Here is a 22,633-nt window from a genome sequence, read left to right as displayed (position 1 = left end):
TAAATAACTACTCACCCGCACGTTGCTTCGGGCCGGAACAGTGACGGACTCGGCCGTATAATATTTTGGCAAAGATAACTTAGGCATAATATCCTGGCGCATTTGCAAAGATGAAAACCAGATGTAGTAGGCAGTAATACAGGCAACTAGTGTTGAGGCTTCGCCGTTAGGAAGCGCTGTGAAGATGACTGCTGACCCCCTTGCTACTGCGCTCGCCGGCGCTCCCAATCGCTTTCAAGCCCAGTTCGACGCGCTGCGGGCACAGGCCCCAGCCCTGCGCCGCGAAGCTGCCACTGCCCGCCGCCAGCGCCTGCAGCGGCTAGCCGATTGGCTCACGGCGCACCGTGCTGATATTCAGCAGGCGTTGTACCAGGATTTTCGCAAGCCGCCCGCCGAAACCGACGTAACCGAAATCTGGGCCTCGCTGGTCGAGCTCAAGCACACCAGCCGCCACCTAGGGCGCTGGCTGGCGCCGCGCCGCGTGGGCACCCCGCTGGCCCTGATGGGCACCAAAAGCTGGGTGCAGGTCGAGCCCAAGGGCGTGGTGCTCATCATCGCGCCCTGGAACTACCCCTTTTACCTGGCCATCGACCCGCTGATATCGGCCATTGCGGCCGGCAACGCTGTGGTTATCAAGCCCGCCGAGCAAACGCCGGCTACCTCGGCGCTGCTGCGCCGGTTGTGCCAAGACTTGTTTCCCGCCAATGAAGTGTGGGTGGCCGAAGGCGGCAAAGAAGTAGCCACCGAACTGCTGCGCCTGCCCTGGGACCATATTTTCTTCACCGGCTCGCCCCAGATAGGTAAGATAGTAATGCGCGCCGCGGCCGAGCACCTCAGCAGCGTGACGCTAGAACTGGGCGGCAAAAGCCCGGCCATCGTAGACGACACCGCCAACCTACGCGACGCCGCCGAGAAAATAGTGTGGGGCAAGTTTCTCAACGCTGGCCAAACCTGCGTGGCGCCCGACTACGTACTGGTGCAGGCCAGCGCCCAGGCCGGCCTGGTGGCCGAGATGAAGGCGGCCATTGTTAGGTACTATAATGCCGAAGGCGAAGGCGTAAAGCAGTCCAAGTCTTATGCCCGCATCGTAAACGAGCACCACTACGCCCGTGTGGCCCGCTTGCTCGAAGATGCCGAAATGCGTGGCGCTACCGTGGCCACGGGGGGCGGCGTTGATGAGCAGCAGTGCTACATCGAGCCCACCATCCTCACCGATGTGCCCGCGGGCGCGGCCGTGCTGGAAGAAGAGATTTTTGGACCTGTCCTGCCCGTCATCGCCTTCGCTACACTGCCCGATATAGCCGCTTACGTCAACGCTCGCTTGAAGCCGTTGGCGCAATACGTGTTCACGACCAGTAAGGAGAATCGCCGCTACCTGCTAGATAACATCACGGCGGGTGGCGCGGCGGTCAACGAAACCATCATCCAGCTGGCGCACCCCGAGCTACCCTTCGGCGGCGTCGGCAACTCGGGCCTGGGCAAGGCGCACGGCCACGCTGGCTTCTTGGCATTCAGCAACGAGAAGTCGGTGCTGCAGCAGCGCATAGGCCGCACCGGTATCAAAACCATGTACCCACCTTACAACTCGGGAGTGAAGCGCCTGATAGGCTGGCTGCTGAAGTATTTGTAGCAGTAAGCAGAGTAAACAAGAACGAATGGAATTACGCTGGTGGCAGCGGGTATCAGACATTATGAAAGCCCGCTGCTACCTATTTGGCTGCCTCTCGCTAAAAGAGCCGTAATCCTTTACTGCCGCTGCTGCATCTCGGCCTGAATCTGGGCTTGCTTGGTTTGCAGCTCTTTGTATTTGGTGGGGCCTAGGAGGGTCCGTAGCTGGCTGGCTGACTTAGCATTGATGCGCTGAAGCTCGGCGTTGAGCTGAGGCGACTGGGCGGCGTACTGCTGGCGGGCGGCGTTGGCCTGCTCCACGGTGCCATTTAGAATCTGACGCAGCGGACCCGTTTTGTCGGCGGGCAGGCGCAGCACGGTGGTCATGGCATCGGCAAGGTCACGGGCGGCTTTGGGCGGGGTGGGCGAGTCGGGGGTGCGCACGGTTTCGACCACTACGGGTGGCGGGGCCGGTGCATCATCGCGGTGGCGGTGAAAAAGGGCGCAGCTGCTGGTAAACAGGAGCAGGGCCGCGTAGCTAAACTGGCCGAATAGACGAGGTGTAAGCATGGAAGAGCGAGGTGAAAAACCCTACTACGCAAAAAGCCGGCGCGTGGCGCGCCGGCTTTTTGCGTAGTACCTGGTGCTTAGTTGGGTGCTGCTACGAAATTTTCACCAGGCACTAACAACTAAGCTCCAGGTACTACGCACTAACGACTGAGCTTAGGCGGCAATGGTTCTGGTCAGCACCCGCTCTTCTTTCAGGTCGAGGTTTATTTGGGCCATTACCTCACCTAGGAGGCCTTCCACCGATTTTACAAGGCCTTGCAGGGGCTCGGGCTGAAACTCGCCGTCCCATTTGTTGAGTTTCTCCACAGGCGGCAGGGCCTGCCAAGCATTGAGGTGCTGCAGGCTAGGCTTGAGCATGTGGGCCGTGCCCTTGAGCAATGTGAGGTTGGCTTCGCGCAGGCCCTGGTGCAGCTCTTGCAAGGCCTCGTGGCAGCTCTCCAAGAAGGTGTGCAGCATGAATACCACAAACTCAGGGTCGCCCTGCCCGGCCTGCAGCAAGTCGTTGATGCAGTAGAGACTCGTGGTGTTGGCAGCCAGGCGCTCAGGGTTGGCTAGCTTGGGCAGCGCCACCGAGCCGGCATACTCGGCGGGTAGTAGCCAGTCGCTGAGCACTTGCAGCAGCTGCGCCTCCTGGAAGGGTTTGGCGAGGTAGCCGTTCATGCCAGCGGCCAGGCATTTTTCGCGCTCGCCATTGATGGCGTTGGCCGTGAGGGCGATGATAGGCGTGGTGACGCCCAGCTGCTGGCGCAGCACAGCGGTAGCGGCGTAACCGTCCATTATAGGCATCTGCACGTCCATCAGAATGAGGTCGAAATCCTGGCGACGCACCAACTCCACGGCGCGGCTGCCGTGCTCGGCCTCAGTTACCTGCACATCGGCCTGGGCCAGGAACGACTTCGCAATCTGGCGGTTAAAGAGATTGTCCTCTACCAGCAGCACGCGCTTATTACACAGGTGCTCGCGCAATACGGTAGCCTCGGCGGTGGGGTGCTCGGGCTGCGGCAGGTCGTGGGTAGCGCCCACGGGCAGGCGTAGCGCAAAGCGCGTGGTAGTGCCTTTGTGCTTGCGGCTGGCCACCTTTATCTCGCTGCCCATCAGCTGCACCAAATTGCGGCAAATGCTGAGCCCTAGGCCGGTGCCGCCAAACTTGCGCGACACGGACGAGTCGGCCTGGCTAAACTCGTGGAAAATCGTTTCTAGGTACTCCGGCTCGATGCCGATGCCCGTGTCCGACACCCGAAACTCGACCGCCACCATGCCGTGCGGCCCATTGAAGTCGGCCGCCTGCAGCACGCACGAGATGGTAACGTTGCCTTTTTCGGTGAATTTAATAGCGTTGCCGGCCAGGTTGAGCAGCACCTGCCGAATGCGGTAAGGGTCGCCGAGGAGCACGGGCGGCACCTGCGCCCCCAGTTCCATCACGAGGCTCAGGCCTTTTTCGGCCGCCTTAAAGTGCAGGGTCTGCTCAATTTGAGCAAGCAGCTCGGTGGGGGCGAAGCCAATGGTTTCGAGCGCCAGCTTGCCCATTTCGAGCTTCGACAAGTCTAGCACGTCGTTGATGATAACCAGGAGGTTGTCGGCCGAGGTGGCAATGGCCTGCTGGTAGTTGAGCTGCATGGGGCTGAGCGGCGTCTTGGCCAGCAGCTGGCTCATGCCCAAGATGGCGTTCATGGGCGTGCGGATTTCGTGGCTCATGTTGGCCAGGAAAGCTTCCTTCACGCGCACCGACTCTTCGGCCACGAGCTTGGCCTGCGTGAGGGCCTGCTCGGCCAGCACCTGCTCCGTGATGTCGTGCCCGTAACCTAGGAGCAAATACAGCGAGCCATCGGCGTGGAACACCGGCTGCAAAAACCGCATCAGGTGGCGCGTGCCCTCGGGCCGGGTAAAGCTCTCGGCGTAGGTCACGAGCTGGCGCTCGCGCACGGCCTGCTCGAAGCGGGCGTGGCGCTCCTCGGCCATGCTGCGGGGCCGGCCAGTGCGGGCAAAGTACTCAAAGTTGTCGCGCCCAATTACCCACTCACGTATTTCGGGGTCCGAAATACCGCGCTCATTCACAAATAGGTAGCGGAACTGAGCGTCAAAAATGCCAATGTCGCAGTGCAGCTGGTTGAAGATAAATTCGTAGAAGGCGCGCTGCTCTACCAGCTGCTTCTCGGCTTGGTAGCGCTCGGTCACGTTGAGGCCCATGCTGATGAGCAGGCGCAGCTCGCCGCCGGGGCCATACACCGGCCGCAACTGGCGCAGCATGCGCTGGGGGCCCGTGGGCGTCAGTAGCAGCTCTTCCCACTGCACCTCGCTGCGCTGCTGCACGGCCAGGTCAAAGCGGCGGTCGCGCTCGGCGGCCAGCTCCTCGGGCAGCTGGCGGTGGGTGCAGGCTGCTTGGTTGGTTTTGCCGATTATCCACTCGCGCACTACTGGGTCGCTCACCTCGCTGGCATTGGCAAAGCGGTAGCGATGCTCAGCATCAAGAGCGGCCACATCTATGGGCAGCTCGTGCAGGATGGTCTCGTAAAATTCGCGTTGCTCGGCTAGGCGCTGCTCGGCGCTATACACCGAGGTGCAATCGGTTAGGTAGAGCGTAGCGCAGGTTTCGCCGGGGCCGGGCGTGGCCTGCAGTAGATACCAGCGGTCGGCCAAGGCTATTTCCTGCTGCTGCGCGGTGCCCGTGCGCAGGGCCTTGCGCACCAGCGGCAGTAGGTAGCCATTGGGCTGCGACTCGTGCCGCAGGGCTGGGCCTAGGGCCTGGGCGGCGGCGTTGGCGTAGCGGGTTTCGCCGGTGGCTGTCAGCAGCAGCACAGGGTTGGGGTTTTGCTCGAGCAGGCGCGCAAGCAGCGGCATGTGCGCAGGGTTGGTGGCCAAGGGCGGCCCAGGCGGCGTACTGGGCGGGCCCGCTGCCTCGGGGCTGTACATGGGGTAGCACAGCACCTGGCCGCTGGCGTGCGGCGCCCTCGAGCCGGGCGGCAGCTGCTCGAGCAGCGCCCGGTAGCGATTATTCTGAAAAGCAATTTGGGCCTGCGCCTGCGCCAGAGCTTGCTGAAGCTCGGTTACTTGCAACTCAGCAGAGGCTTGTCGAGCATGCTCTTCATCGGGCAAGTTGGGTAGAGGAGAAATAGTAATAATAGTACCAGAATCAATTGACATAAAATAATAAATAGAGGCCTGCGAATAGCAAATATAAGTAACAGATATAAAGTTAAGAGGCTAGTTTTCTTGCATTTGAAAATATTATAATTTGCACTTTAAAGGAAAAATATTTGATAATAAAAGCTATGGTTAGTTGTACTCTGAAGCAACCCCATAGCTTACTGGCTGGCAGTGAAGCAATGGCACCTAGGCGCGCACGCCTGGGTGCCGCTGGCGCACCTAGGTGCCAGACCCAGAAAAAGGCTGGCAAGCGCCTCAAAAGGGTAAATTATTTTTTAAATCCTGCGCTAAATAGTGCGCCAGTGCCATAATGGTGAGCATGGGGTTGGCCCCGCTACAGGCTGGGAAAGCCGAGCCATCGGCCACAAAAAGGCCGCGTACTTCCACGGTTTCGCCAGTGGGGCGCAGGGGGTGGGTGGCCGCTTGGCCCCCTAGGCGGCAGCTACTCATTTGGTGGGCGCTGTAGAGGCCAAATTGATTGGGCCGCCAACCGAGCTGCGGCAATTGGGCCAGTACCTCGGGGTTGTGGGGCACGCCGGTAGTGGCGCGCAGCGTGGGCAGGGTGCCGTGGGGCAGGTGCACAGTGTGCGCCCCGGCGGCCACGTGGATGTCGGCCGCCGCCCGCATACCCACCAGCAGGTTGGCGCGGTCGAAGTCCGACAAGGTATAGTCGAGCAGGGGCGCGCCGTGCTTGTCGATGCGCACACGGCCGCCGTCGCGGTCGCGGGTGAGCACGATAAACGACCCTAGGTGGTCGGCACCCTGCAAAAGCTGGCGGTGCGCCTGGCCGCCGCGCCAGGGCAACACCATCGCCAGCAGGCCGGGGTGCGTGGGCGGGGTTTCGAGCTTCACCCCAAAGTTGGTGCCGTGCAGCCGGGTGTAGGTGTCGTTGACAATGCTCATGCTGGGGCCGTGCCACGAGTGCATGGCGTGCGGGTAGTGCGCCGCCACTACCACGGTGGGGTGCAAGTGCAAATGCTGCCCTAGGTGCGGGTGGCGCAGCCCGCTGCGCAGCAGCAGGGCTGGCGTGTGCACGGCACCCCCGGCTACCACCACTACCCGCGCCCGCACCACAATGCGCACCCGCTGGCCCGCAGCGGTGGTATGCACGGCTTCGGCACCGGTGGCCCGACCAGCGGCGGTGGTTACGCGCACGGCCTGCGTGCCGGGCAAAAGGCGCGCGCCGTGCGCTACGGCCGTGCGCAGGTAAGTATTCAGGGTGCCTTGCTTGATGCCCTGCGCATCGCCTAGGGAAGAAAACCCTAGGTTCTGAAAATGCGCATCGGAGTCGGTGAGTCCTTTTTCGTTGCGCGGAATTAGGTGTGTGGCTTGCCCCAACTGAGCCGAACCGTCGCGCAGGGCTTGGTTCTGGCCGTTGTGGCGCGCGTAGTCGGTGTTGATGCTTAGGGCCTGGCTCACGGCATCGAGGCTGGCTTGGAAGGCGGCCGACATGAAGTGCGGCGCGGCGTGCTCGCGGGCCCATTCTTCCAGGATGTAGTCGGGCGTGCGGAAGGCCCCGGCCCAGTTGACGGTGGTGCCACCACCCAGGCACGCACCCGCCAGCAGGCTGATGCCGCCATCTTGGGTGCTGAGGGCGCCGCGCGCTTCGTAGAGCCGGTTCAGCATGTCGGCCTCGCGCTGCGTGAAGTCGGCGCCGTCGAGGTACGGGCCTTTCTCCAGCACCAGCACGTCGTGGCCGGCCTGGGCCAGCTCACCGGCCACCACGCCGCCCCCCGCTCCCGAGCCAATGACCAGCACCTCGCAGTCGTAGGTAGTGTCGGCGAGCGGCGCTAGGGTTGGGAGGCGCCGGGCTGCGGCCACTGGCGAGCCATCCTGCCCCGGTGGTAGGGCTGGGCCGGGGTAGCCCAGCGCCGCCCAGGCCGGGTGGGGGCGGCCATCGGCCGGACTGCTGCCGTAGTACAAGAACATGCAGAGCTTGCGCAGCGCTTGAAACCCCTTGCGCAGCGTGGGCAGCCGCGAGCCGGCCCAGCTTAGCAGCACCTGCTCGCGCTGCGCTGGCGCGAGCTGCCCGAACGGCCGCAGCGGGCCCAGCCAGCTCAGACCCAGCAGGGGCTTGTCGAGCAGGTCGAGCAGCTTGCCAAACTCTTCCTGGGTACCTAGGGGCTGCGCCCGAATGGCTTGCGTAGCCTGCTCAAAATCAAGCAGCGCCGAGCCGGGCGGCAGCGCGGGCGGCCCCGCGCTGGCCGGGATAAACGCGTCGGCAACGGCGCTGAGGGTAGCTTGACGAGCAGGCGTGAGCGTAAACATATTTGGGACGCTTTTAAACAACCCAAAAGGTACGGCGCAGCTGCCAAAGTAGTAGGCGTGCCGAGTAGTTTAGCCCATTGCTACTAGCAGAATGAAGAATTAAAAATCCGATAGCTTAATTTTTAATTCTTCATTTTAATTCCCTCATGCCCTAGGTGGCGGTGGCGGCCAGGCCGCCGGGGTGCAGCCACTCGCCCAGGCGGCTCTTTACTTCCACGGGCGTCAGGTTGCGGTAGATTTCACCCTGGCGCACCAGGCTTACCTGGCCAGTTTCTTCGCTCACTACCAGCACAATAGCGTCGGTAGCCTCGGTGAGGCCCAGGGCAGCCCGGTGGCGCAGGCCTAGGGCGGCGGGCACCTCGGGGTTTTGGCTCACGGGCAAGATGCAGCGCGCCGCCCGCAGCCGGCCCTGCGCAATGATGACGGCGCCGTCGTGCAAGGGGCTGGTTTTCTGAAAAATAGCTAGTAGCAGGCGCTTGCTTACCTCAGCGTCGAGCAGGTCGCCCGATTCGGCGTAGGCGCTGAGGTCGGAGGCGCGGGCAAAGCAGATGAGCGCGCCGGTTTCTTGGGTAGCCAGGGTTTTGGCGGCCTCTACAAAGGGCGCCAGCGGCAGGCGCGTGTCGGAGCTGGTTTCGCGGCGCCACCAGCCTAGGGGGCCGCCGCCCTCCAGGGCCACCTTGCCCACATTCACTAGAAATCGCCGGATTTCCTGCTGAAACAAGATGACGCTAGCCAGCACACCCACATCCATGACCTCGCCCAGAATGGACGACAGTAGCCCTAGCCCCAGCACATTTACCAGCAGATACACCAGGTACACGCTGAGGCCCCCGAGCGCTACATTGAGCGCCACCGAGCCGCGTAGCAGCTTATAGAGCTGGTAGAGCAGCACCGTAACGAGCAGTACATCGGCCAAATCAACTAAGCCAACGTGCAGAAATCGAAAGGGATAAGGGAGGTCCATTGCTAGGATAGAAAGTAAGTAGATTGGTAGGTGTTGGTCTTGGGGTCGGGGTGCTCACCCCAATAATCCCTCATCCTACCATCTCATGTAGCCGCACCACTTGCCGGACTTCGGGCACGTCGTGCACGCGCAGCAGGCGGGCGCCGCCCCGTAGGGCCCAGGCGTGCAGGGCGGTGGTGCCATTGAGGGCTGCGTCGGGGCTTAGGTTTAAGAACTTGTGCACCATAGCCTTGCGCGAGAGGCCCACCAGCAGGCCGTGCCCTAGGGGCGCCAGCTCGGGCAAGCGGCGCAGCAGCTCGAAGTTTTGGGGCGCGTTTTTGGCAAAGCCAAAGCCGGGGTCGAGTAGCACATCGGCGGGCGGGTGGCCGCCGTTGGCCTGACGCAGGCGCGCGAGTTGGTCCCGGAAAAAGCGTAGGATGGTCAGCACCAAGTCCTCGTCATAGTGCGTGAGGGTGCGCATGGTTTGGGGGTTGCCGCGCAGGTGCATGAGGCAGTAGGGCACCCCTAGGCGCGCCACAGTGGCAAACATATCATCATCGAGGGTGCCGCCGCCGATGTCATTGACTAGGTCGGCGCCGGCGGCTACGGCCTCAGCGGCTACGGCAGCCCGGAAGGTATCGACCGAAATAAACGCGGCCGGAAACTCGCGACGCAGCGCCTCGATGGCGGGCAGCAGGCGGCGCAGCTCCTCGGCGGGCGTGATGTCGTCGGCACCGGGGCGCGAGCTGTAGCCGCCCACATCGAGGGCCGCCGCGCCGGCGGTTAGCATAGCTTCGGCGCGGTGCAGCAGAGCGGTTTCGTCGCTAGGGCTGAGGCGCGAGCCGGGGTAAAACGAATCGGGCGTGAGGTTGAGAATGCCCATTATCTGCGGCTGGCGCAGGTCGAGTAGGCGGCCGTGGGGGCTGCGCAGGGTGTGGGTGAAGCTAGGAAACAGGGTGGGGCTGGGCATGGGCGGCGGGGTGCGGCAGGTCAAATATCCGCTTTTAGGGGCGAACTTGCCGGGGCTTTCTTGCCGAGTACTCCCCACGCGCCGCCTGATTCTAACACTAGCCGAAGCCACGGAGGTACTCGCTCAAGGCCGCGAAAACCCTTCCGGCGCGCCTTGCCAGCCCATTCTTAGCTACTCCTGCATTCCCTTGACTACTGCTAACCACTACGACCTTATTCTGGCCCGGTGCCGCGAGCTGTTTCTGGCCAAAACCCACGACTACGGTACGGCCTGGCGCATCTTGCGCCTGCCCTCCGTCACGGACCAGATTTTTATTAAGGCCAACCGCATTCGCACCATTCAGGAGGTGGGCCAGCAGATGATAGCCGACGATGTAGACGGCGAGTTTGTGGCCATCATCAACTACTGCCTCATTGCCCTGATGCAGCTGCGCCTGCCCGCCGATGCGCCGCTTGACCTGCCTGCCGACCAAGTAGCCACCAGCTACGACGAGGAAAACGCCCGCAACCGCGACCTGCTGCTGGCCAAAAACCACGACTACGGCGAAGCCTGGCGCCAAATGCGGGTGTCGAGTATCACCGACCTCATCCTGATGAAGCTGCACCGCATCAAGCAGCTCGAAGACCTAGGCGGTGTGGCCCGCGTGAGTGAGGGTGTGGAAGGCGGCTACCGCGACATGCTGAACTACGCCGTGTTTGCGCTCATCTTGCGCGAGGGGGTAGCGAAGCAGGCCTAGGGCCCACCTTGCGAGGCAGAACGGCCAAGCAACCTTTCCTTTGTGTTGGCTCTTTTAACCCAAGCGTGCGTAAAGGGCGCTCCGCCGTTCCTGCTCGCACAGGCGTTATTCTCCTAGTATCTTAAACTTAAAAACTTTCATGCGCCTCTTCACCCGCATTTGCTGGGCGCTGCTTGGCATCGTCTTTATCTTCTCTGGCCTGGTCAAGCTCAACGACCCCGTGGGCACGGCCATCAAGCTGGAAGAGTACTTCGAGGTTTTTGCCATTGACCTGCCCAGCCTAGGTGCGGTGTTTGAGTGGTTCAAGGACAAGAGCCGCTTCCTGAGCATCGCGCTCAGCTCGCTCGAAGTCATTTTGGGGGTGGCGCTGCTGCTGCGCTGGTACCTGCGCCGCACGCTCTATATCTTGCTGGCGCTGCTGGTGTTCTTCGGCTTCCTGACTTTCTACTCGGCGGCCTTCAATAAGGTGACGGACTGTGGCTGCTTTGGCGACTTCATCAAGCTCACGCCCTGGACCTCGTTTATCAAGGACTTGCTGCTACTGGTGCTGTGGGTAATCGTGTTTGTGGGGCAGCGGTTTTTGCGCCATCGCTTTGTGCAGGGCACGGCGGGGCTCATGACCATGACCTTCGCCAGTGCCCTGGCCATTGGCATTGGGGTGCGGGCGCTGGGGCACCTGCCGTATTTCGATTTTCTGCCTTATAAAGTGGGCAACAACATCGGCCAGCTGATGAAGCCCGCCGCGCCGGCCAAGTACCGCTATACCTTCACGCGGGGCACCGAAACCAAAGAGTTCGACGAGTTTCCGACCGACTCGACGTGGAAGTACAAGTCCATGACCATCCTCAACCCCGAGGAGTCGCGCCCCGTCATCACGGACCTGAGCCTGACCGACACCGACGGCAACGACGCCACCCAGCTTATGCTAACCGGCAACAAGCTGGTGCTGGTGGTGCAGAACACCAATAAAGCCGACCGCGAGCGGTTTGAGCAAATCAACGAGCTATTTGCCGCGGCGGCCAAGTCGCGCAAAACCATCGGTGTGATGACCATTACCAGCACCGGCGCGGGCAAGTTCGATGCCTTCCGCCACGAGGTGAACCTAGCCACGCCCTACTACTTCGCCGACGCCACGGTGCTCAAAACCATGATTCGGGCCAACCCCGGCCTCATCGTGCTCCACAACGGCATTGTACGGGCCAAGTACCACTACCACGACATTCCGGCGCTATTCGAGATTGAGAAGACGCTGTGATAAGTAGTGCTTAATGCTTGGTTGCTAGTGTTTAGTAATTTAGGCTAAAAGAATAGTGCGCATTAAGCGCCGGCAACTAAGCACTAACGATTAGGCACTAAGCACTAATAACTAAGCACTAACGATTAGGCACTAAGCACTAATAACTAAGCACTATTACATGCTTTCTTTTCTACTTCGCCGCCTAGGTCAGGGCTTGCTCGTGCTGGTGGGCGTGGCTACGGTGGTGTTTTTTCTGTTTAATGTGCTGCCCGGCGACCCCGCCGCCCTACTAGCGGGCCAGCGCTCCGATGTAGGCACGCAGGCCGCCATCCGGGCCGACCTAGGGCTCGATGAGCCGCTGCCCAGCCGCCTGCTCGGCTACCTCAACGATGCCTCGCCGCTGGGTGTGCACCCGCGCGACTCGGCGGGGGTAGCGCGCTACGGCGGCGTGGCGCTGCTGCCGGTAGGCGGCCAGCGCGCGGTGGTGTTGAAATGGCCTTACCTGCGCCGCTCCTTTCAAAGCAACCAAGACGTGCTGACGCTGCTGCTCAGCTACTTTCCGGGCACGCTGTGGTTGGCGCTGGCGGCCATGCTGCTGGCGGCGGTGGGCGGCGTGGCCCTAGGAGTAGCGGCGGCCCTGCGGCCGCAGTCGTGGCTCGATAGGGCGCTGGTAACTACCTCGGTGCTGGGTATTTCGGTGCCCTCGTTTGTGGCGGCCATCCTCATTGCGGTCACGTTTGGCTTTTACTGGAGCCACTGGACGGGCCTGAGCCTGACCGGACAGCTCTACGAAACCGACCCCTTCACGGGCGAAAGCCACTTGGTGCTGCGCAACCTCTTGCTGCCCGCTGTGGCCCTAGGGGTGCGGCCGCTAGCCATCATCATGCAGCTCACGCGCTCCTCCATGCTCGATGTGCTGAGCCAAGACTACATCCGCACGGCCCGCGCCAAGGGCCTGAGTGGCGGCAGCACCGTGTGGCGCCACGCTCTGCGCAATGCTCTCAACCCCGTGGTGACGGCTGTGTCAGGCTGGCTGGCCTCGCTAATGGCGGGCGCCTTCTTTATCGAATATATCTTCAACTGGAAGGGCCTGGGCACCGTGACGCTGCGGGCCGTCGAAAACCTGGATTTCCCGGTCGTGATGGGGGCCACGCTATTTGTGGCCGCCATTTTTGTGCTGGTCAACATCGCCGTAGATATGCTCTACGCCCTGCTCGACCCTAGGGTGAAAATCAATTAGCAATTAACAGTGAGCAATGAGCAGACTGCACGCATGGTCTAATCATTGCTCACTGTCAATTGCTCACTATTCATTGCTCATTGAATAACCTATACCTCATCGGCCTGCCGGGCTCGGGCAAAACCACCATTGGCCGCCGCTTAGCCGCGCACTACAAGCGCGAATTTCGGGACTTGGACGTGGACATTGTTGCCCAGGCCGGGCGCACGATACCCGAAATTTTTGCGGCCGAAGGGGAGGCGGGCTTTCGGCAGCGCGAAGCCGACGCTCTGCGCGCCGTAGCCGCCCGCACCGGCCCGCCGCTGGTGCTGGCCACGGGCGGCGGCACGCCCTGCTTTCACGATAACCTAGGCGTGCTGCGCGCTACGGGCTTCCTGCTGTGGCTCGATGTGCCGCTGCCCGAGCTGGTGCGGCGCTTGGTGCGCGGCAGTAGCTCGCGCCCACTTTTGGCGGGCACCGCGGCCCATGAATCGCCCGAAACTGCACTTTTTGAGCAGCTCAGCCGAACCCTAGCCGCCCGCCAGCAGTTCTATAGCCAGGCGCACCTGCGGCTTGCGGGCGCTGCTACGGCACCCGCCATCGTGGCGGCGCTGGCTAAGGCGGACTTTCGCCCAGACTTAACTTAAACTGTGGTCTGTCGTAAATTTGCCGTTTAATTCCTGAATTTTATCAGCTTTCGTATGGAGATGGACACAGTCACAAAGCAGCCCGCTAAGTCGGCTGCCGCACCGGTTCGGCCCAAGCACAAAGGCTCGGCACAGCTATTCAAAAACCCGGTGCTAGAGCGGCTTTCGCACACGCACATTGCCTTGCCGGTCAGCATATTTATTGCCACGGCACTGGTGAGTTTGTATTATGGCATCACGCACGGCTTCGTGGCGGGCCTAGGTGGGCTGGGGCTGTTTTTGGGTGGCCTACTGCTGTTCTCCCTCGTCGAATACCTGGTGCATCGCTACGTGTACCACATTCCGGCCACTACGCCGGGGCGCGCCAAGTTTCAGTACACCATGCACGGTGTGCACCACGAGTATCCCAAAGACGAAACCCGCTTGGCCATGCCGCCCATTCTGACGGTGTTTGTGGCCTCGCTGCTGTTCTTTATTTTCCGGTTTGTGTTCGGCAACTGGGCATTTGGTATCCTAGCCGGCTTCACGTTTGGCTACGCCATGTACCTGTTTGTGCACTACGCCATCCACGTGTACGCGCCGCCGAAAAACTTCTTGAAAGTATGGTGGACGCACCACGCCCAGCACCACTACCGCCAAGATGAAGTGGCTTTCGGCGTGAGCAGCACGCTATGGGACCACATTATTGGCACCATGCCTACCAAGCGCAACTCGTAGCGCACTGACACTAGCACAAAAGGCGCGGCCCCTAGGTAGGGGCCGCGCCTTTTTTTATGGGTAAGCAGTAATGCAGCCTAGGCGCCTGGGTTTTTGCCGCCGCCGAGCTTAGTCACAAGCCAGAAGATGATGGCAACGACTACAAACACGCCGATGACACCAATCCAGATGCCGCCTTTAACGAGGTCGCCTGCGAGCTCGCAGCCCGTGAGCGTGGTGGCCAGCGTAGCCAGCACGAAGAGTAGAGATAACCGAGAAGTAGTCATGGAGAGAAGGCAGAGGGTAAGGAAGACGGGCGCCACGGCAGTAGCCCCGGTACTAGGCAGGCTTACTCTTTCCGGAGGCAAAAGGTTGGGCGCTACCTTCGCCCCGGCAGCCGCTGGTGCGTTGGCCACGGCCGCCCTTTTTTCCTCCTTCGCTTAGCCGATTTTTGCATGACTGCCTCTGCCCTCACCCAAGCTTTTACTCAGCATTTTGACGCCGCGCCCACGCTGTTGGTCCGCGCTCCCGGCCGCCTCAACCTCATCGGCGAGCACACCGACTACAACCAGGGGCTGGTGCTGCCGGGCGCCATTACGCAGGCCGTCAGCTTTGCGCTGCGCCTCAATGGCACCGATAAAATTCGGCTGCGGGCACTGGACTTTGATAAAAGCTACGAGGTGGCCGTGGCCGACATCAAGCCGCTAGAGCAGGGCCACTGGGCTAACTACCAGCTCGGCGTGGTGGCGGGCCTAGTGCAGCGCGGCGCCCAGATACCGGGCTTCGACTGCGCCTTTGGCGGCGATATTCCGTCGGGCGCGGGCCTGTCGTCGTCGGCCGCCGTGGAGTGCGGCATTGCCTGGGGCCTGAACAAAATGCTGGACCTAGGGCACGATACGATGGCGCTGGCCCTCATTGCGCAGCAGGCCGAGCACGAGTACGCCCTGGTGCAGTGCGGGCTCATGGACCAATTTGCCAGCCTCTTTGGCCGCGCCGGGCACGTGGTGCGGCTCGACTGCCGCTCTTTGGAGTACGCCTACTTCCCGCTCGATACGGAGGCGTGCCGCCTGGTGCTTTGCAACTCAGGCGTGAAGCACGCGCTGGCCGACAGCGAGTACAATACCCGCCGCGAGGAGTGCGCTGAGGGTGTGCGCATCATGATGGAGAAGAATCCAGAAATCAAGTCGTTGCGCTACGCCACGCTGGCCGACATTGAGGCTTCTAAAGACGAGATGGGCGAGGTGATTGCGCGCCGCTGCCGCTACGTAGTCGAGGAGAATGCTCGCGTTGAGAAGGTGACCAAAGACCTAGAGTCGGGCCGCGCCCTGCACGAGATAGGCGAGCTCATTTACGCCAGCCACAACGGCCTGCGCGACGACTACGAGGTGAGCTGCCCCGAACTGGACGTGCTGGTAGAGCTGGCCCACGAGGCCCCCGGCGCCTACGGCGCCCGCATGATGGGCGGCGGCTTCGGCGGCTGCACCATCAACCTGGTAGACTCGGCCGAGGTCGACAACTTCGTGGCTTTCATGACCAAAGGCTACCAAGACCGCCTGGGCCTGGAGCTGGAAACCTACGTGACCACCCTGGCCGACGGCGTGGGCGAAATTGTCGCCTAGGTGGCCCCGGCGACTACCAAAGCCGCCCTGCGCCGCGCCGCCCTAGCGCAGCGCAGGGCGCTATCCGCCGCCGAAGTAGCCCGCCGCAGCGCCCAGCTGTGCGCGGGCTTTTTTGCGCAGTTTCCGGTGGGCCAGTGGCGCTGGTTGCACGTTTTTTTGCCTTTGCTGGCTAAGAATGAACCTGATACTTGGCCGATAATTCAGCGGGTGTGGGCCGAGGAAACGGGCTTGCGGCTGGCCGCGCCCGTGGTGCAGCCCGATGGCATATCCTTATGGCACTATGAACTGACGCCCAGTACGCCACTCATCACCAGCCGCTGGGGCATTCCTGAGCCAGCGGCCGCCCTAGGTACCGAAGTGCAGCCCGTGCAGCTCGATGCCGTGCTGGTGCCGCTGCTGGCCTGCGACCAGCGCGGCCACCGTGTGGGCTATGGCGGCGGTTTCTACGACCGGTTTTTGGCCGAATGCCGTCCTGATGCTTTGTTCATCGGGCTCAGCTTGTTAGACGATGAGCCGCTGGCGGAAATAGCCGATGTGCTGCCCACCGACGTACCGTTGCACGCCTGCATTACGCCGGGCGGGGTGTGGAATTTTTGAGCGAAAAGCATCGGGAAGGTAGGCTGCTGCCTGTGGTAGCGCTGCTTGGTGGCAGCGCGGGTGCAGCCGGTCACCTCCTACTTTTTTCGCTATGGCTGCCATTCAGCAACCCACTCCCAAGGCCGGTAAAAAGCCGCGTGCCCGCAAGCACAGCTTTCACCTCGACATGACGCCGATGGTAGACCTGGCTTTCCTGCTACTGACCTTTTTCATGCTCACCACCACCTTCGCCAAGCCGCGGGTGATGCAGCTGACCATGCCGGTGCCCGATAAAAAACAGCCCGCCCTGGTAGCCAACAAGCAGGCTATGACCATTGTGCTTGGTAAAAATCACCAGCTGCACTACTACTTTGGCTTGTATGCGCCCGCCGACCCCACCGTGCCGGTGCCCACGCTCCAGACCACCAACTTTGGGCCGCGGGGCATTCGCCAGGCATTGCTGGCGCGGCAAAGTCAGCAGCCTAAGCCGGTTGTGCTCATCAAGCCCGGCCCGCAGGCTACCTATCGCGATATGGTGGATATTCTGGATGAAATGAACATCACCGACCAGCAGAAATACGCCCTCACCGACCTAGGCGACGCCGACCGCCAACTGCTAGAGGCTAACAAAAAGCAGTAGGAGCGCCGTTCTTCACTGACTGATAATGAAGGATGGGCTAGCCTTGTAGCAAGCACAGTGATGCTGCCTGTTGGCGAGCAAACAAAATGAATTGATATTGCTGCCCTTATAAAACTTGTATCGACTTCAGGTTAGCTGCCCCGTCTTATGGCATCTTCTAAAATAAAGTGGCGGGTAGGGCTGCTAGCTCTGGTTGCCGTCGTTGCGCTTTTGCCATCGTTGTTTTTGGTGATTCATACCATCAGCAAGCCGCGGGTATTGCAGCTGTCGATGTCCGCCCCGGCGGCTAAAGAGCCAGTGGGCTCACCGGCCGAGGCGCTCACCATCTTGCTGGGCAATGGCAACCAGCTGTATTACTACTTTGGCGAAGCTACCCCTACGGCTGCCGATAGCCTGCACGCGGCTACTCCGGCCCAACCTATTCGGCAGGCCATTAAGGCGTGGCAGCAGCACAGCAAGGCTACCATTTTTATCAAGCCTGTCGCAGATAACAACTACAAGGCGCTGGCCAACATCTTAGACGAGATGAATATCGCCGGCCAGCGAGCGTACAAGATTGTTACGCCCACGGATGCCGACCGCCAGCTGCTCCACCTTAACGGGCGGCAGTAGGCCGCAGCAGCCGCACCGACTCGATGCGGGCCTGGCCCCAGGGCGCGATACTGACCTGCACGCGCACGGCCGGGCTGGTTTTGCCGAGGCGCAGGGGGCTGTCACCGGGCACGTAGTATCGCTCTAGGTTGTAGCGCAGCCCTAGGGTGCGAGGAAACACATCGGTGACCCAGCCGCGCAGCACGGCCTGGCCCGCGGCGGGGCGCGGGGCCGCATCGTAGATGCCGGCTACGGTGGCTAGGCTATCGGCACCAGCGTTGAGGAGCACATATACGCTCTGGCGGCGCTGGGGTGGGGTAGGGCCGCGCCAAGCCGTGAGCGGCGCCTCGCCAACGGTGTAGCGCAGGCGCACAAAGCTCTCGTACTGCAAGCTGTGCAAATCGACGGGACTGGTAGCCAGCGCAATATGCTGGCCGTAGGCCGTGGTGGCGTAGCCGGCACCGGCCACGCCCAGCACGTAAAGTAGCTGGGCCGCCACCAGCAGCCGCACCAGCATGCGGTGGGAGGGAGTAGAGCTAGTGGGCATTAGGCGGTGGGGCGTTGGTCGGAAGTGGGTGGCGGCGTGGGGCTCGCCGCCCCGATGGCCACGCCAGCGGCGAGGCGCTGGGCATTGCGGCGGCGCAGGTACCAGCTCATGCTCAGCAGCAGCACCCCCCCAATCAGGAAGAACAGCGACTTGTCGAGAAACGCCCAAGTGAGCTTGAAGTAAGCCACCATGGTTGCCACCACAAACAGCACGGTACCTAGGGTGAGCTGCTCGGCCTCGCCCGAGCGGTGGGCGCGGGCCAGCACCGAGCCGGCGTGCGCGTACAGCACCACCAGCGTGGCAATGGCCAGCGGCAGCCCGCCCGGCAGGTAGAAGCCCGGCAGCAGCAGGAGCCAGTCGGGTAGCGAGGCCAGCCGGCCGCGCTGGCGCTTGCCCGCCACCGACAGCCCAAACACCGCCGCCAGCGCCCCTAGGTAGGCTAGCACCGGCGGGCGCAGCAGCCCCGCGTATTGGTCGGTTTCGCCAAACAGCGCCAGCCCTAGCGCAAACAAGTAAGCTGCCACCAGCGGCGGCCCTTGCAGGGCGCGGCTGGCTGGGCGCTCGCGGTGCCAGTCGCCGGCCGCGTACACGAGCATGGCCGGAATGAAGAACCAAGTGATTTTGGCGTGGCTCAGCGCCACCCACAGCGCCGCCTGCCACAGCAGCCCCACCGCCAGCACTGAGGCCACGATAGTATCGGGCCGCCGCCACCAGCGGTAGCCGCTGCCCAGCGCCACCAGCCCCATGGTAGCGTAGCTAAACAAGCCCAGCGCCTGCGTGCAATACGTTTGCACCGCCGCCCCGATGACGATGGGCAATAGCACTAGGGTCTGGCTTTCATAGATGTAGCTCAGCAGCACGCCCACTACTACCCAGGCCAGCAGGCCGCTCACGTCGTAGCCTACCAACTGGTAGAGCTGGCTGGTGAGAATGATGCTAACCCCAAATACCACCAGACCCAACCCAATGAGCCCGTGGCCCACGCGCCTATTGCCGCGCTTCAGAAAGTACTCGCCGCCCGCGTAAGTGGCGGCCAGCGTGGCCAGTAGCAGCCCTAGGCGCACCTGCGTAGGCAGACTCTGCCAGTTGGCGGCCACCACGCTAAGGGCGCTCAGCAGCAGCAAAATGCTACCTAGGAGCGGCAGCAAACCCACGGCCTGCACCGCATCGGGCGGGTAGCGGGCCAGCAGGCGCTGCTGCTGCTCGGCCGTGATGAGGCCGTCGGCTACCCAGGCTGGGCTTTCAGTTTCGAGGAATTTACGACTCATTTGCCGCGCAACTTACGGCAACGTGCGCGTGTGCGGCGGCTTCGGCGTGCTCGGTTTCTTCGACAAGCTCCTCCACTAAGCTATCAAGCCCGTGGTACCAATCTACATGCGGCGATACGGCTCCGCAACCGCCAGCCGCGGCCGGGCACTGCGATATTTTCCAGCGGTACTGGCACTTGGGGCATACGGCGGCTGTCTCGAAGCTGTTCCAGACGTAGCCGCAGGTGCACTGCCAGTGCGCCCGGCCATCGGGCTCCCAGTGACAGCAGGGGCAATAAATTTCAACTGAATCGGAGGTCATAGCGGCAAGAAATAAGGGGGTGAGCGCTCGGCGCCGGCTGCCGCGCGAGGGCAATAATCCTTATTTAACGCAGCCTGAGCGCTGAAGGTAGTTCTTTTCGCTTAAAATCAAAAATCGCGATACTTGGTTACCTCAGCTGGCTTTCCGCGCCCGCGTCATTTCGCGCTTGCCGGGTGGGCCGGGTAGCTTCTCGGTGAGCCAGCCCGCCGCCCGCAGATTGCGCCGGAATTGGCCCTGAGCGCAGTAGCTTACCAGCACCGCGCCGGGTGCGGCCGCCGCGTAGAGCTTCGCAAAGACATCTTCGGTCCACAGTTCGGGTTGCTTTTCGGGCGCGAAGGCGTCGAAGTAAATGAGGTTGTACCTATTAGCGGGTAAATCAGCATTCTGAATGGGCTGCTGAATTTTGGTCATACGCCTAACCTCGTCAAACTGGAATGACTCATTCCATCCCCAAGAGGACGCGTGTAACTGTTCAAAGGCCGCTCTAAGGAAACTATTATTGTCCCACTGCGGCGCTAGCGCAGCTACTACGGCAGGTGGTAAAGGATTGGTTTCGTAACCATCATAGTCAATGATGGCTTGGGCTTCCACTGCTGCTTCTACCGTTAGCAATGCATTAAGTCCGGTGCCCAATCCTATCTCTAGAATGCGTACTGGTCCCTCATCTGGCTGCCCCAATCCCGCATCGAGCAGTGGCTGCAAGCCCGCCGCGATGAAGACGTGGCGCGACTCTTGGGCCGCGCCGTGGTGCGAGTGGTAGTGCTCGTTGAGCGCCGGCACGTAGAGCGTTGGCGAACCATCGGCCGTGGTGCGTACCTCTATTTTTGAGGCATCGTCTGACTGCGCTACGCCCTCTGCTAATTGCTCACTGCTCATTGCTACTTAAAAAATATGGCCCGCGTAAAAATAGCCTTACCTAGTTCGTTTCTGTTTGCTACGCAGCTGCCGGTGCGCATCACCGACCTCAACTACGGTGCACACCTCGGCAATGATGCCTTACTGAGCCTCCTGCACGAGGCGCGGGTGCAGCTGCTGGCCCACCTAGGCACGGCCGAAGTAGACCACGCCACCAAGCTCGGCTTCATTATGGCCGATGTGGCCGTGGAGTACAAAGCCGAGGCCTTCTACGGCGACGTATTGCACATCGACATCGGCGCCGCCGACCTCAGTAAGTACGGCTTCGACCTCGTATACCTGGTCAAAAACCAAACCGGCCGCGAGGTAGCCCGCGCCAAAACCGGCATGCTCTGCTTCGACTACAACACCCGCAAGCTGCGCGCCCTCCCCGCCGAGTTGGCCGCCCAAGTAGCCCCGCCGCAGCCGTGAGCGCGCCCTTTCAGCTGGTGCTTCTCACCGCTCCCACCGCCCAGCCCGACGAGCCGCGCGTGCTCGCGGAGCTGCTCGCGCAGGACCTAGGGCGCCTGCACCTGCGCAAGCCCGGCTGGCCCGCCGCCCAGCTCGAAGCCCTTATCCAAGCGTTGCCGCCCGCTTTTTATTCGCGCCTCGTACTGCACGCCTACCCCAAGCTAGTGCGCCGGTATCGGCTTGGGGGGCTGCACCTCACGGAGCGTGCGCGCGCCGCCGCTCGGCGGCGCCCTGCCCTGCTGCCGGGCCAAACGCTATCGACCTCCTTCCATTCGCTGGCCGAAATCAACCGCACGCGTCGGCGCTACGACTACGTATTTCTAAGCCCAATTTTTGACAGTATCAGCAAAGAAGGGTACGCCAGTAAGTTTGACCTAGGTGACTTGCAGCGCTCCTTCCGGGTACAAGCAACGCGGCCCGGCCACTGGCCACCAGTGTTGGCCCTGGGTGGTATCGAGGCACAAATTGTCGGCCAAGTGCGGCAAGTAGGCTTCGCGGGGGCGGCGGTGCTGGGTGCCGTGTGGCAAAGCCCCGACCCGGTGGCGGCGTGGCGGCAGGTAGTTCAGGCTAGCGCCGCGTCCCAGTCTTTCCACACCGGCTCGTAGCCCTGGCGGCGCAGCATGGCCGCGATGTCGGCGGGGCTGCGCTCGTCGGAAATCTCAAATTGCTCCAGCGACTCGGGCGCCACGGCGTAGCCACCAGGGTTCGTTTTTGAGCCTGCACTAATGCTGGTGATACCCAGCTTAATAACCTGGTCTCGGAAGGCCGGCATTTCGCGGGTCGAGAGCGAGAGCTCTACTTCCTCATTCAGCAGGCGGTAAGCGCAAATGAGCTGCACCAACTCGCGGTCGCTCATTTCTACCTTGGGCTGCAGCAGGCCCTCGGCTGGCCGCAGGCGCGGAAAGGAGAGGCTGTACTTGGTTTGCCAGTAGGTTTTTTCTAAATAGTCGAGGTGCAGCGCGGTGTAGAAGCAGTCAGTGCGCCAGTCCTCCAGCCCAATGAGTACCCCTAGGCCCATCTTATGAATGCCGGCCCGCCCAAGCCGGTCGGGCGTGTCGAGGCGATACTGAAAGTTCGACTTCTTGCCCTTAGGGTGGTGCTTTTTGTAGTCGTCCTGGTGGTAGGTTTCCTGGTACACCAGCACCGTGTTCAGACCTTCGGGAATGAGGCGCTCGTAGTCGGCCTGGTCGAGCGGCTGCACTTCCATTGAGAGGTGCGCGAAATGTGGGCGCAGGGTTTTGAGCGCTTTTTCGAGGTAATCGACGCCCACGGTCTGGTTGGCTTCGCCGGTCACGAGCAGTACGTGGTCGTAGCCCCAGCCTTTGAGCACGGCGGCCTCGGCCAGCATTTCCACGCTGCTGAGCGTGCGGCGCTTGAGCTTGTTATCGAGGCTGAAGCCGCAGTACGTGCAAATATTCTGGCACTCATTGCTCAAATACAGCGGCACGTACAGCTGCATGGTATTGCCGAAGCGATTGCGCGTGAGGCGGTGGCTGAGCTGCGCCATCTGCTCGAGATAGGGCGCGGCGGCCGGTGAGATGAGTGCCTTAAAATCGTCGAGCGTGCGGCGCGGCGCGGCTAGGGCGCGCTCCACATCGGCCGGTGTTTTAGCATAGATGCTGGCCTTGATATCGTCCCAGGCGTGGGCTTCAAAAATGGGGCGAAAGCTCATTGGCTGCAATAGATTA

At 61.9% G+C, this 22,633-nt stretch carries 23 protein-coding genes; 12 read left to right on the top strand and 11 right to left on the bottom strand.

All coding sequences use genetic code 11. The features are described from left to right. Positions 1–184 precede the first annotated feature (184 nt). Complete coding sequence (locus JAO77_RS20645) at positions 185–1,630, top strand: aldehyde dehydrogenase family protein (RefSeq protein ID WP_198992333.1); 1,446 nt, start codon at positions 185–187, stop codon at positions 1,628–1,630. A 116-nt stretch (positions 1,631–1,746) separates the two neighbouring features. Here the strand turns inward: JAO77_RS20645 and JAO77_RS20640 are convergent, their stop codons facing one another. From JAO77_RS20640 to folP, 5 genes are all read right to left on the bottom strand, one after another. Then, positions 1,747–2,178, bottom strand: coding sequence for a hypothetical protein (locus tag JAO77_RS20640; protein ID WP_198992332.1), 432 nt, complete (start codon positions 2,176–2,178; stop codon positions 1,747–1,749). Positions 2,179–2,331: 153 nt separating this feature from the next. Further along, positions 2,332–5,319, bottom strand: coding sequence for a PAS domain-containing hybrid sensor histidine kinase/response regulator (locus JAO77_RS20635; RefSeq protein ID WP_198992331.1), 2,988 nt, complete (start codon positions 5,317–5,319; stop codon positions 2,332–2,334). 258 nt (positions 5,320–5,577) lie between these two features. Continuing rightward, positions 5,578–7,590 (bottom strand): FAD-dependent oxidoreductase, encoded by a 2,013-nt coding sequence (locus JAO77_RS20630; RefSeq protein ID WP_198992330.1) that lies wholly within the window; start codon positions 7,588–7,590, stop codon positions 5,578–5,580. A 151-nt stretch (positions 7,591–7,741) separates the two neighbouring features. Then, positions 7,742–8,554 carry a diadenylate cyclase CdaA gene (gene cdaA, locus JAO77_RS20625; protein ID WP_198992329.1) on the bottom strand — a complete coding sequence of 271 codons (813 nt, stop codon included), beginning with the start codon at positions 8,552–8,554 and terminating at the stop codon, positions 7,742–7,744. 70 nt (positions 8,555–8,624) lie between these two features. Then, positions 8,625–9,503 (bottom strand): dihydropteroate synthase, encoded by an 879-nt coding sequence (gene folP, locus JAO77_RS20620; RefSeq protein ID WP_198992328.1) that lies wholly within the window; start codon positions 9,501–9,503, stop codon positions 8,625–8,627. 181 nt (positions 9,504–9,684) lie between these two features. On the opposite strand from folP, the gene JAO77_RS20615 reads away from it, so the two are divergent. The 5 genes from JAO77_RS20615 to JAO77_RS20595 all read left to right on the top strand — a co-directional run bounded on the left by JAO77_RS20615 (position 9,685) and on the right by JAO77_RS20595 (position 14,059). Beyond that, a complete protein-coding gene (locus JAO77_RS20615) occupies positions 9,685–10,239 on the top strand; it encodes a DUF1599 domain-containing protein (RefSeq protein ID WP_370550317.1) in 555 nt (184 codons plus the stop codon). Positions 10,240–10,378: 139 nt separating this feature from the next. Continuing rightward, on the top strand, positions 10,379–11,494 hold the full coding sequence (locus tag JAO77_RS20610; RefSeq protein WP_198992327.1) for a BT_3928 family protein: 1,116 nt from the start codon (positions 10,379–10,381) through the stop codon (positions 11,492–11,494). A gap of 160 nt (positions 11,495–11,654) precedes the next feature. Further along, positions 11,655–12,716 (top strand): ABC transporter permease, encoded by a 1,062-nt coding sequence (locus JAO77_RS20605; protein WP_198992326.1) that lies wholly within the window; start codon positions 11,655–11,657, stop codon positions 12,714–12,716. An 80-nt stretch (positions 12,717–12,796) separates the two neighbouring features. Continuing rightward, the gene (locus JAO77_RS20600; protein ID WP_198992325.1) at positions 12,797–13,342 is read left to right on the top strand and encodes a shikimate kinase; all 546 of its coding nucleotides are present in this window, start codon (positions 12,797–12,799) and stop codon (positions 13,340–13,342) included. A gap of 60 nt (positions 13,343–13,402) precedes the next feature. Beyond that, positions 13,403–14,059 (top strand): sterol desaturase family protein, encoded by a 657-nt coding sequence (locus JAO77_RS20595; protein ID WP_198992324.1) that lies wholly within the window; start codon positions 13,403–13,405, stop codon positions 14,057–14,059. Positions 14,060–14,136: 77 nt separating this feature from the next. Here the strand turns inward: JAO77_RS20595 and JAO77_RS20590 are convergent, their stop codons facing one another. After that, positions 14,137–14,325, bottom strand: a complete 189-nt coding sequence (locus tag JAO77_RS20590) for a hypothetical protein (RefSeq protein ID WP_198992323.1) — start codon at positions 14,323–14,325, stop codon at positions 14,137–14,139. A gap of 168 nt (positions 14,326–14,493) precedes the next feature. Between JAO77_RS20590 and galK the strand changes: the two genes are divergently transcribed. The 4 genes from galK (at position 14,494) to JAO77_RS20570 (ending at position 17,485) form a co-directional block, all read left to right on the top strand. Beyond that, a complete protein-coding gene (gene galK / locus JAO77_RS20585) occupies positions 14,494–15,657 on the top strand; it encodes a galactokinase (RefSeq protein WP_198992322.1) in 1,164 nt (387 codons plus the stop codon). Beyond that, entirely contained in the window at positions 15,658–16,254 is a 597-nt protein-coding gene (locus tag JAO77_RS20580; protein ID WP_198992321.1) for a 5-formyltetrahydrofolate cyclo-ligase, read from the top strand. A 91-nt stretch (positions 16,255–16,345) separates the two neighbouring features. Continuing rightward, on the top strand, positions 16,346–16,873 hold the full coding sequence (locus JAO77_RS20575) for an ExbD/TolR family protein (RefSeq protein WP_198992320.1): 528 nt from the start codon (positions 16,346–16,348) through the stop codon (positions 16,871–16,873). A 147-nt stretch (positions 16,874–17,020) separates the two neighbouring features. Further along, the gene (locus JAO77_RS20570; RefSeq protein ID WP_198992319.1) at positions 17,021–17,485 is read left to right on the top strand and encodes a biopolymer transporter ExbD; all 465 of its coding nucleotides are present in this window, start codon (positions 17,021–17,023) and stop codon (positions 17,483–17,485) included. On the opposite strand, the gene JAO77_RS20565 is transcribed toward JAO77_RS20570, so the two are convergent. The 4 genes from JAO77_RS20565 to mnmC2 all read right to left on the bottom strand — a co-directional run bounded on the left by JAO77_RS20565 (position 17,469) and on the right by mnmC2 (position 20,456). After that, positions 17,469–18,011, bottom strand: coding sequence for a GDYXXLXY domain-containing protein (locus JAO77_RS20565; protein WP_198992318.1), 543 nt, complete (start codon positions 18,009–18,011; stop codon positions 17,469–17,471). The two genes, JAO77_RS20570 and JAO77_RS20565, sit on opposite strands and share 17 nt — an antisense overlap. Further along, positions 18,011–19,279 carry a DUF2157 domain-containing protein gene (locus JAO77_RS20560; protein ID WP_198992317.1) on the bottom strand — a complete coding sequence of 423 codons (1,269 nt, stop codon included), beginning with the start codon at positions 19,277–19,279 and terminating at the stop codon, positions 18,011–18,013. The genes JAO77_RS20565 and JAO77_RS20560 overlap by 1 nt, the downstream gene beginning before the upstream one ends. Beyond that, on the bottom strand, positions 19,269–19,580 hold the full coding sequence (locus JAO77_RS20555) for a hypothetical protein (protein ID WP_198992316.1): 312 nt from the start codon (positions 19,578–19,580) through the stop codon (positions 19,269–19,271). The genes JAO77_RS20560 and JAO77_RS20555 overlap by 11 nt, the downstream gene beginning before the upstream one ends. Positions 19,581–19,712: 132 nt before the next feature. Next, positions 19,713–20,456 (bottom strand): tRNA (5-methylaminomethyl-2-thiouridine)(34)-methyltransferase MnmC2, encoded by a 744-nt coding sequence (gene mnmC2, locus JAO77_RS20550; RefSeq protein ID WP_198992315.1) that lies wholly within the window; start codon positions 20,454–20,456, stop codon positions 19,713–19,715. Between the two features lie 15 nt (positions 20,457–20,471). Here mnmC2 and JAO77_RS20545 point away from each other — a divergent pair, with 15 nt between their 5' ends. Further along, positions 20,472–20,906 carry an acyl-CoA thioesterase gene (locus tag JAO77_RS20545; RefSeq protein WP_198992314.1) on the top strand — a complete coding sequence of 145 codons (435 nt, stop codon included), beginning with the start codon at positions 20,472–20,474 and terminating at the stop codon, positions 20,904–20,906. Continuing rightward, complete coding sequence (locus tag JAO77_RS20540) at positions 20,903–21,550, top strand: thiamine phosphate synthase (protein WP_198992313.1); 648 nt, start codon at positions 20,903–20,905, stop codon at positions 21,548–21,550. Before JAO77_RS20545 ends, JAO77_RS20540 begins: the two co-directional genes overlap by 4 nt. Here JAO77_RS20540 and thiH read toward each other — a convergent pair. Further along, on the bottom strand, positions 21,508–22,617 hold the full coding sequence (gene thiH / locus JAO77_RS20535) for a 2-iminoacetate synthase ThiH (RefSeq protein ID WP_198992312.1): 1,110 nt from the start codon (positions 22,615–22,617) through the stop codon (positions 21,508–21,510). The two genes, JAO77_RS20540 and thiH, sit on opposite strands and share 43 nt — an antisense overlap. Positions 22,618–22,633 lie beyond the last annotated feature (16 nt).

It is taken from the genome of Hymenobacter sp. BT559 (assembly GCF_016427535.1).
In the GTDB taxonomy this organism is placed as follows: domain Bacteria; phylum Bacteroidota; class Bacteroidia; order Cytophagales; family Hymenobacteraceae; genus Hymenobacter.
Note: the sequence above shows the minus strand (reverse complement) of the source record. Positions and strands in the feature narration are given on the sequence as shown.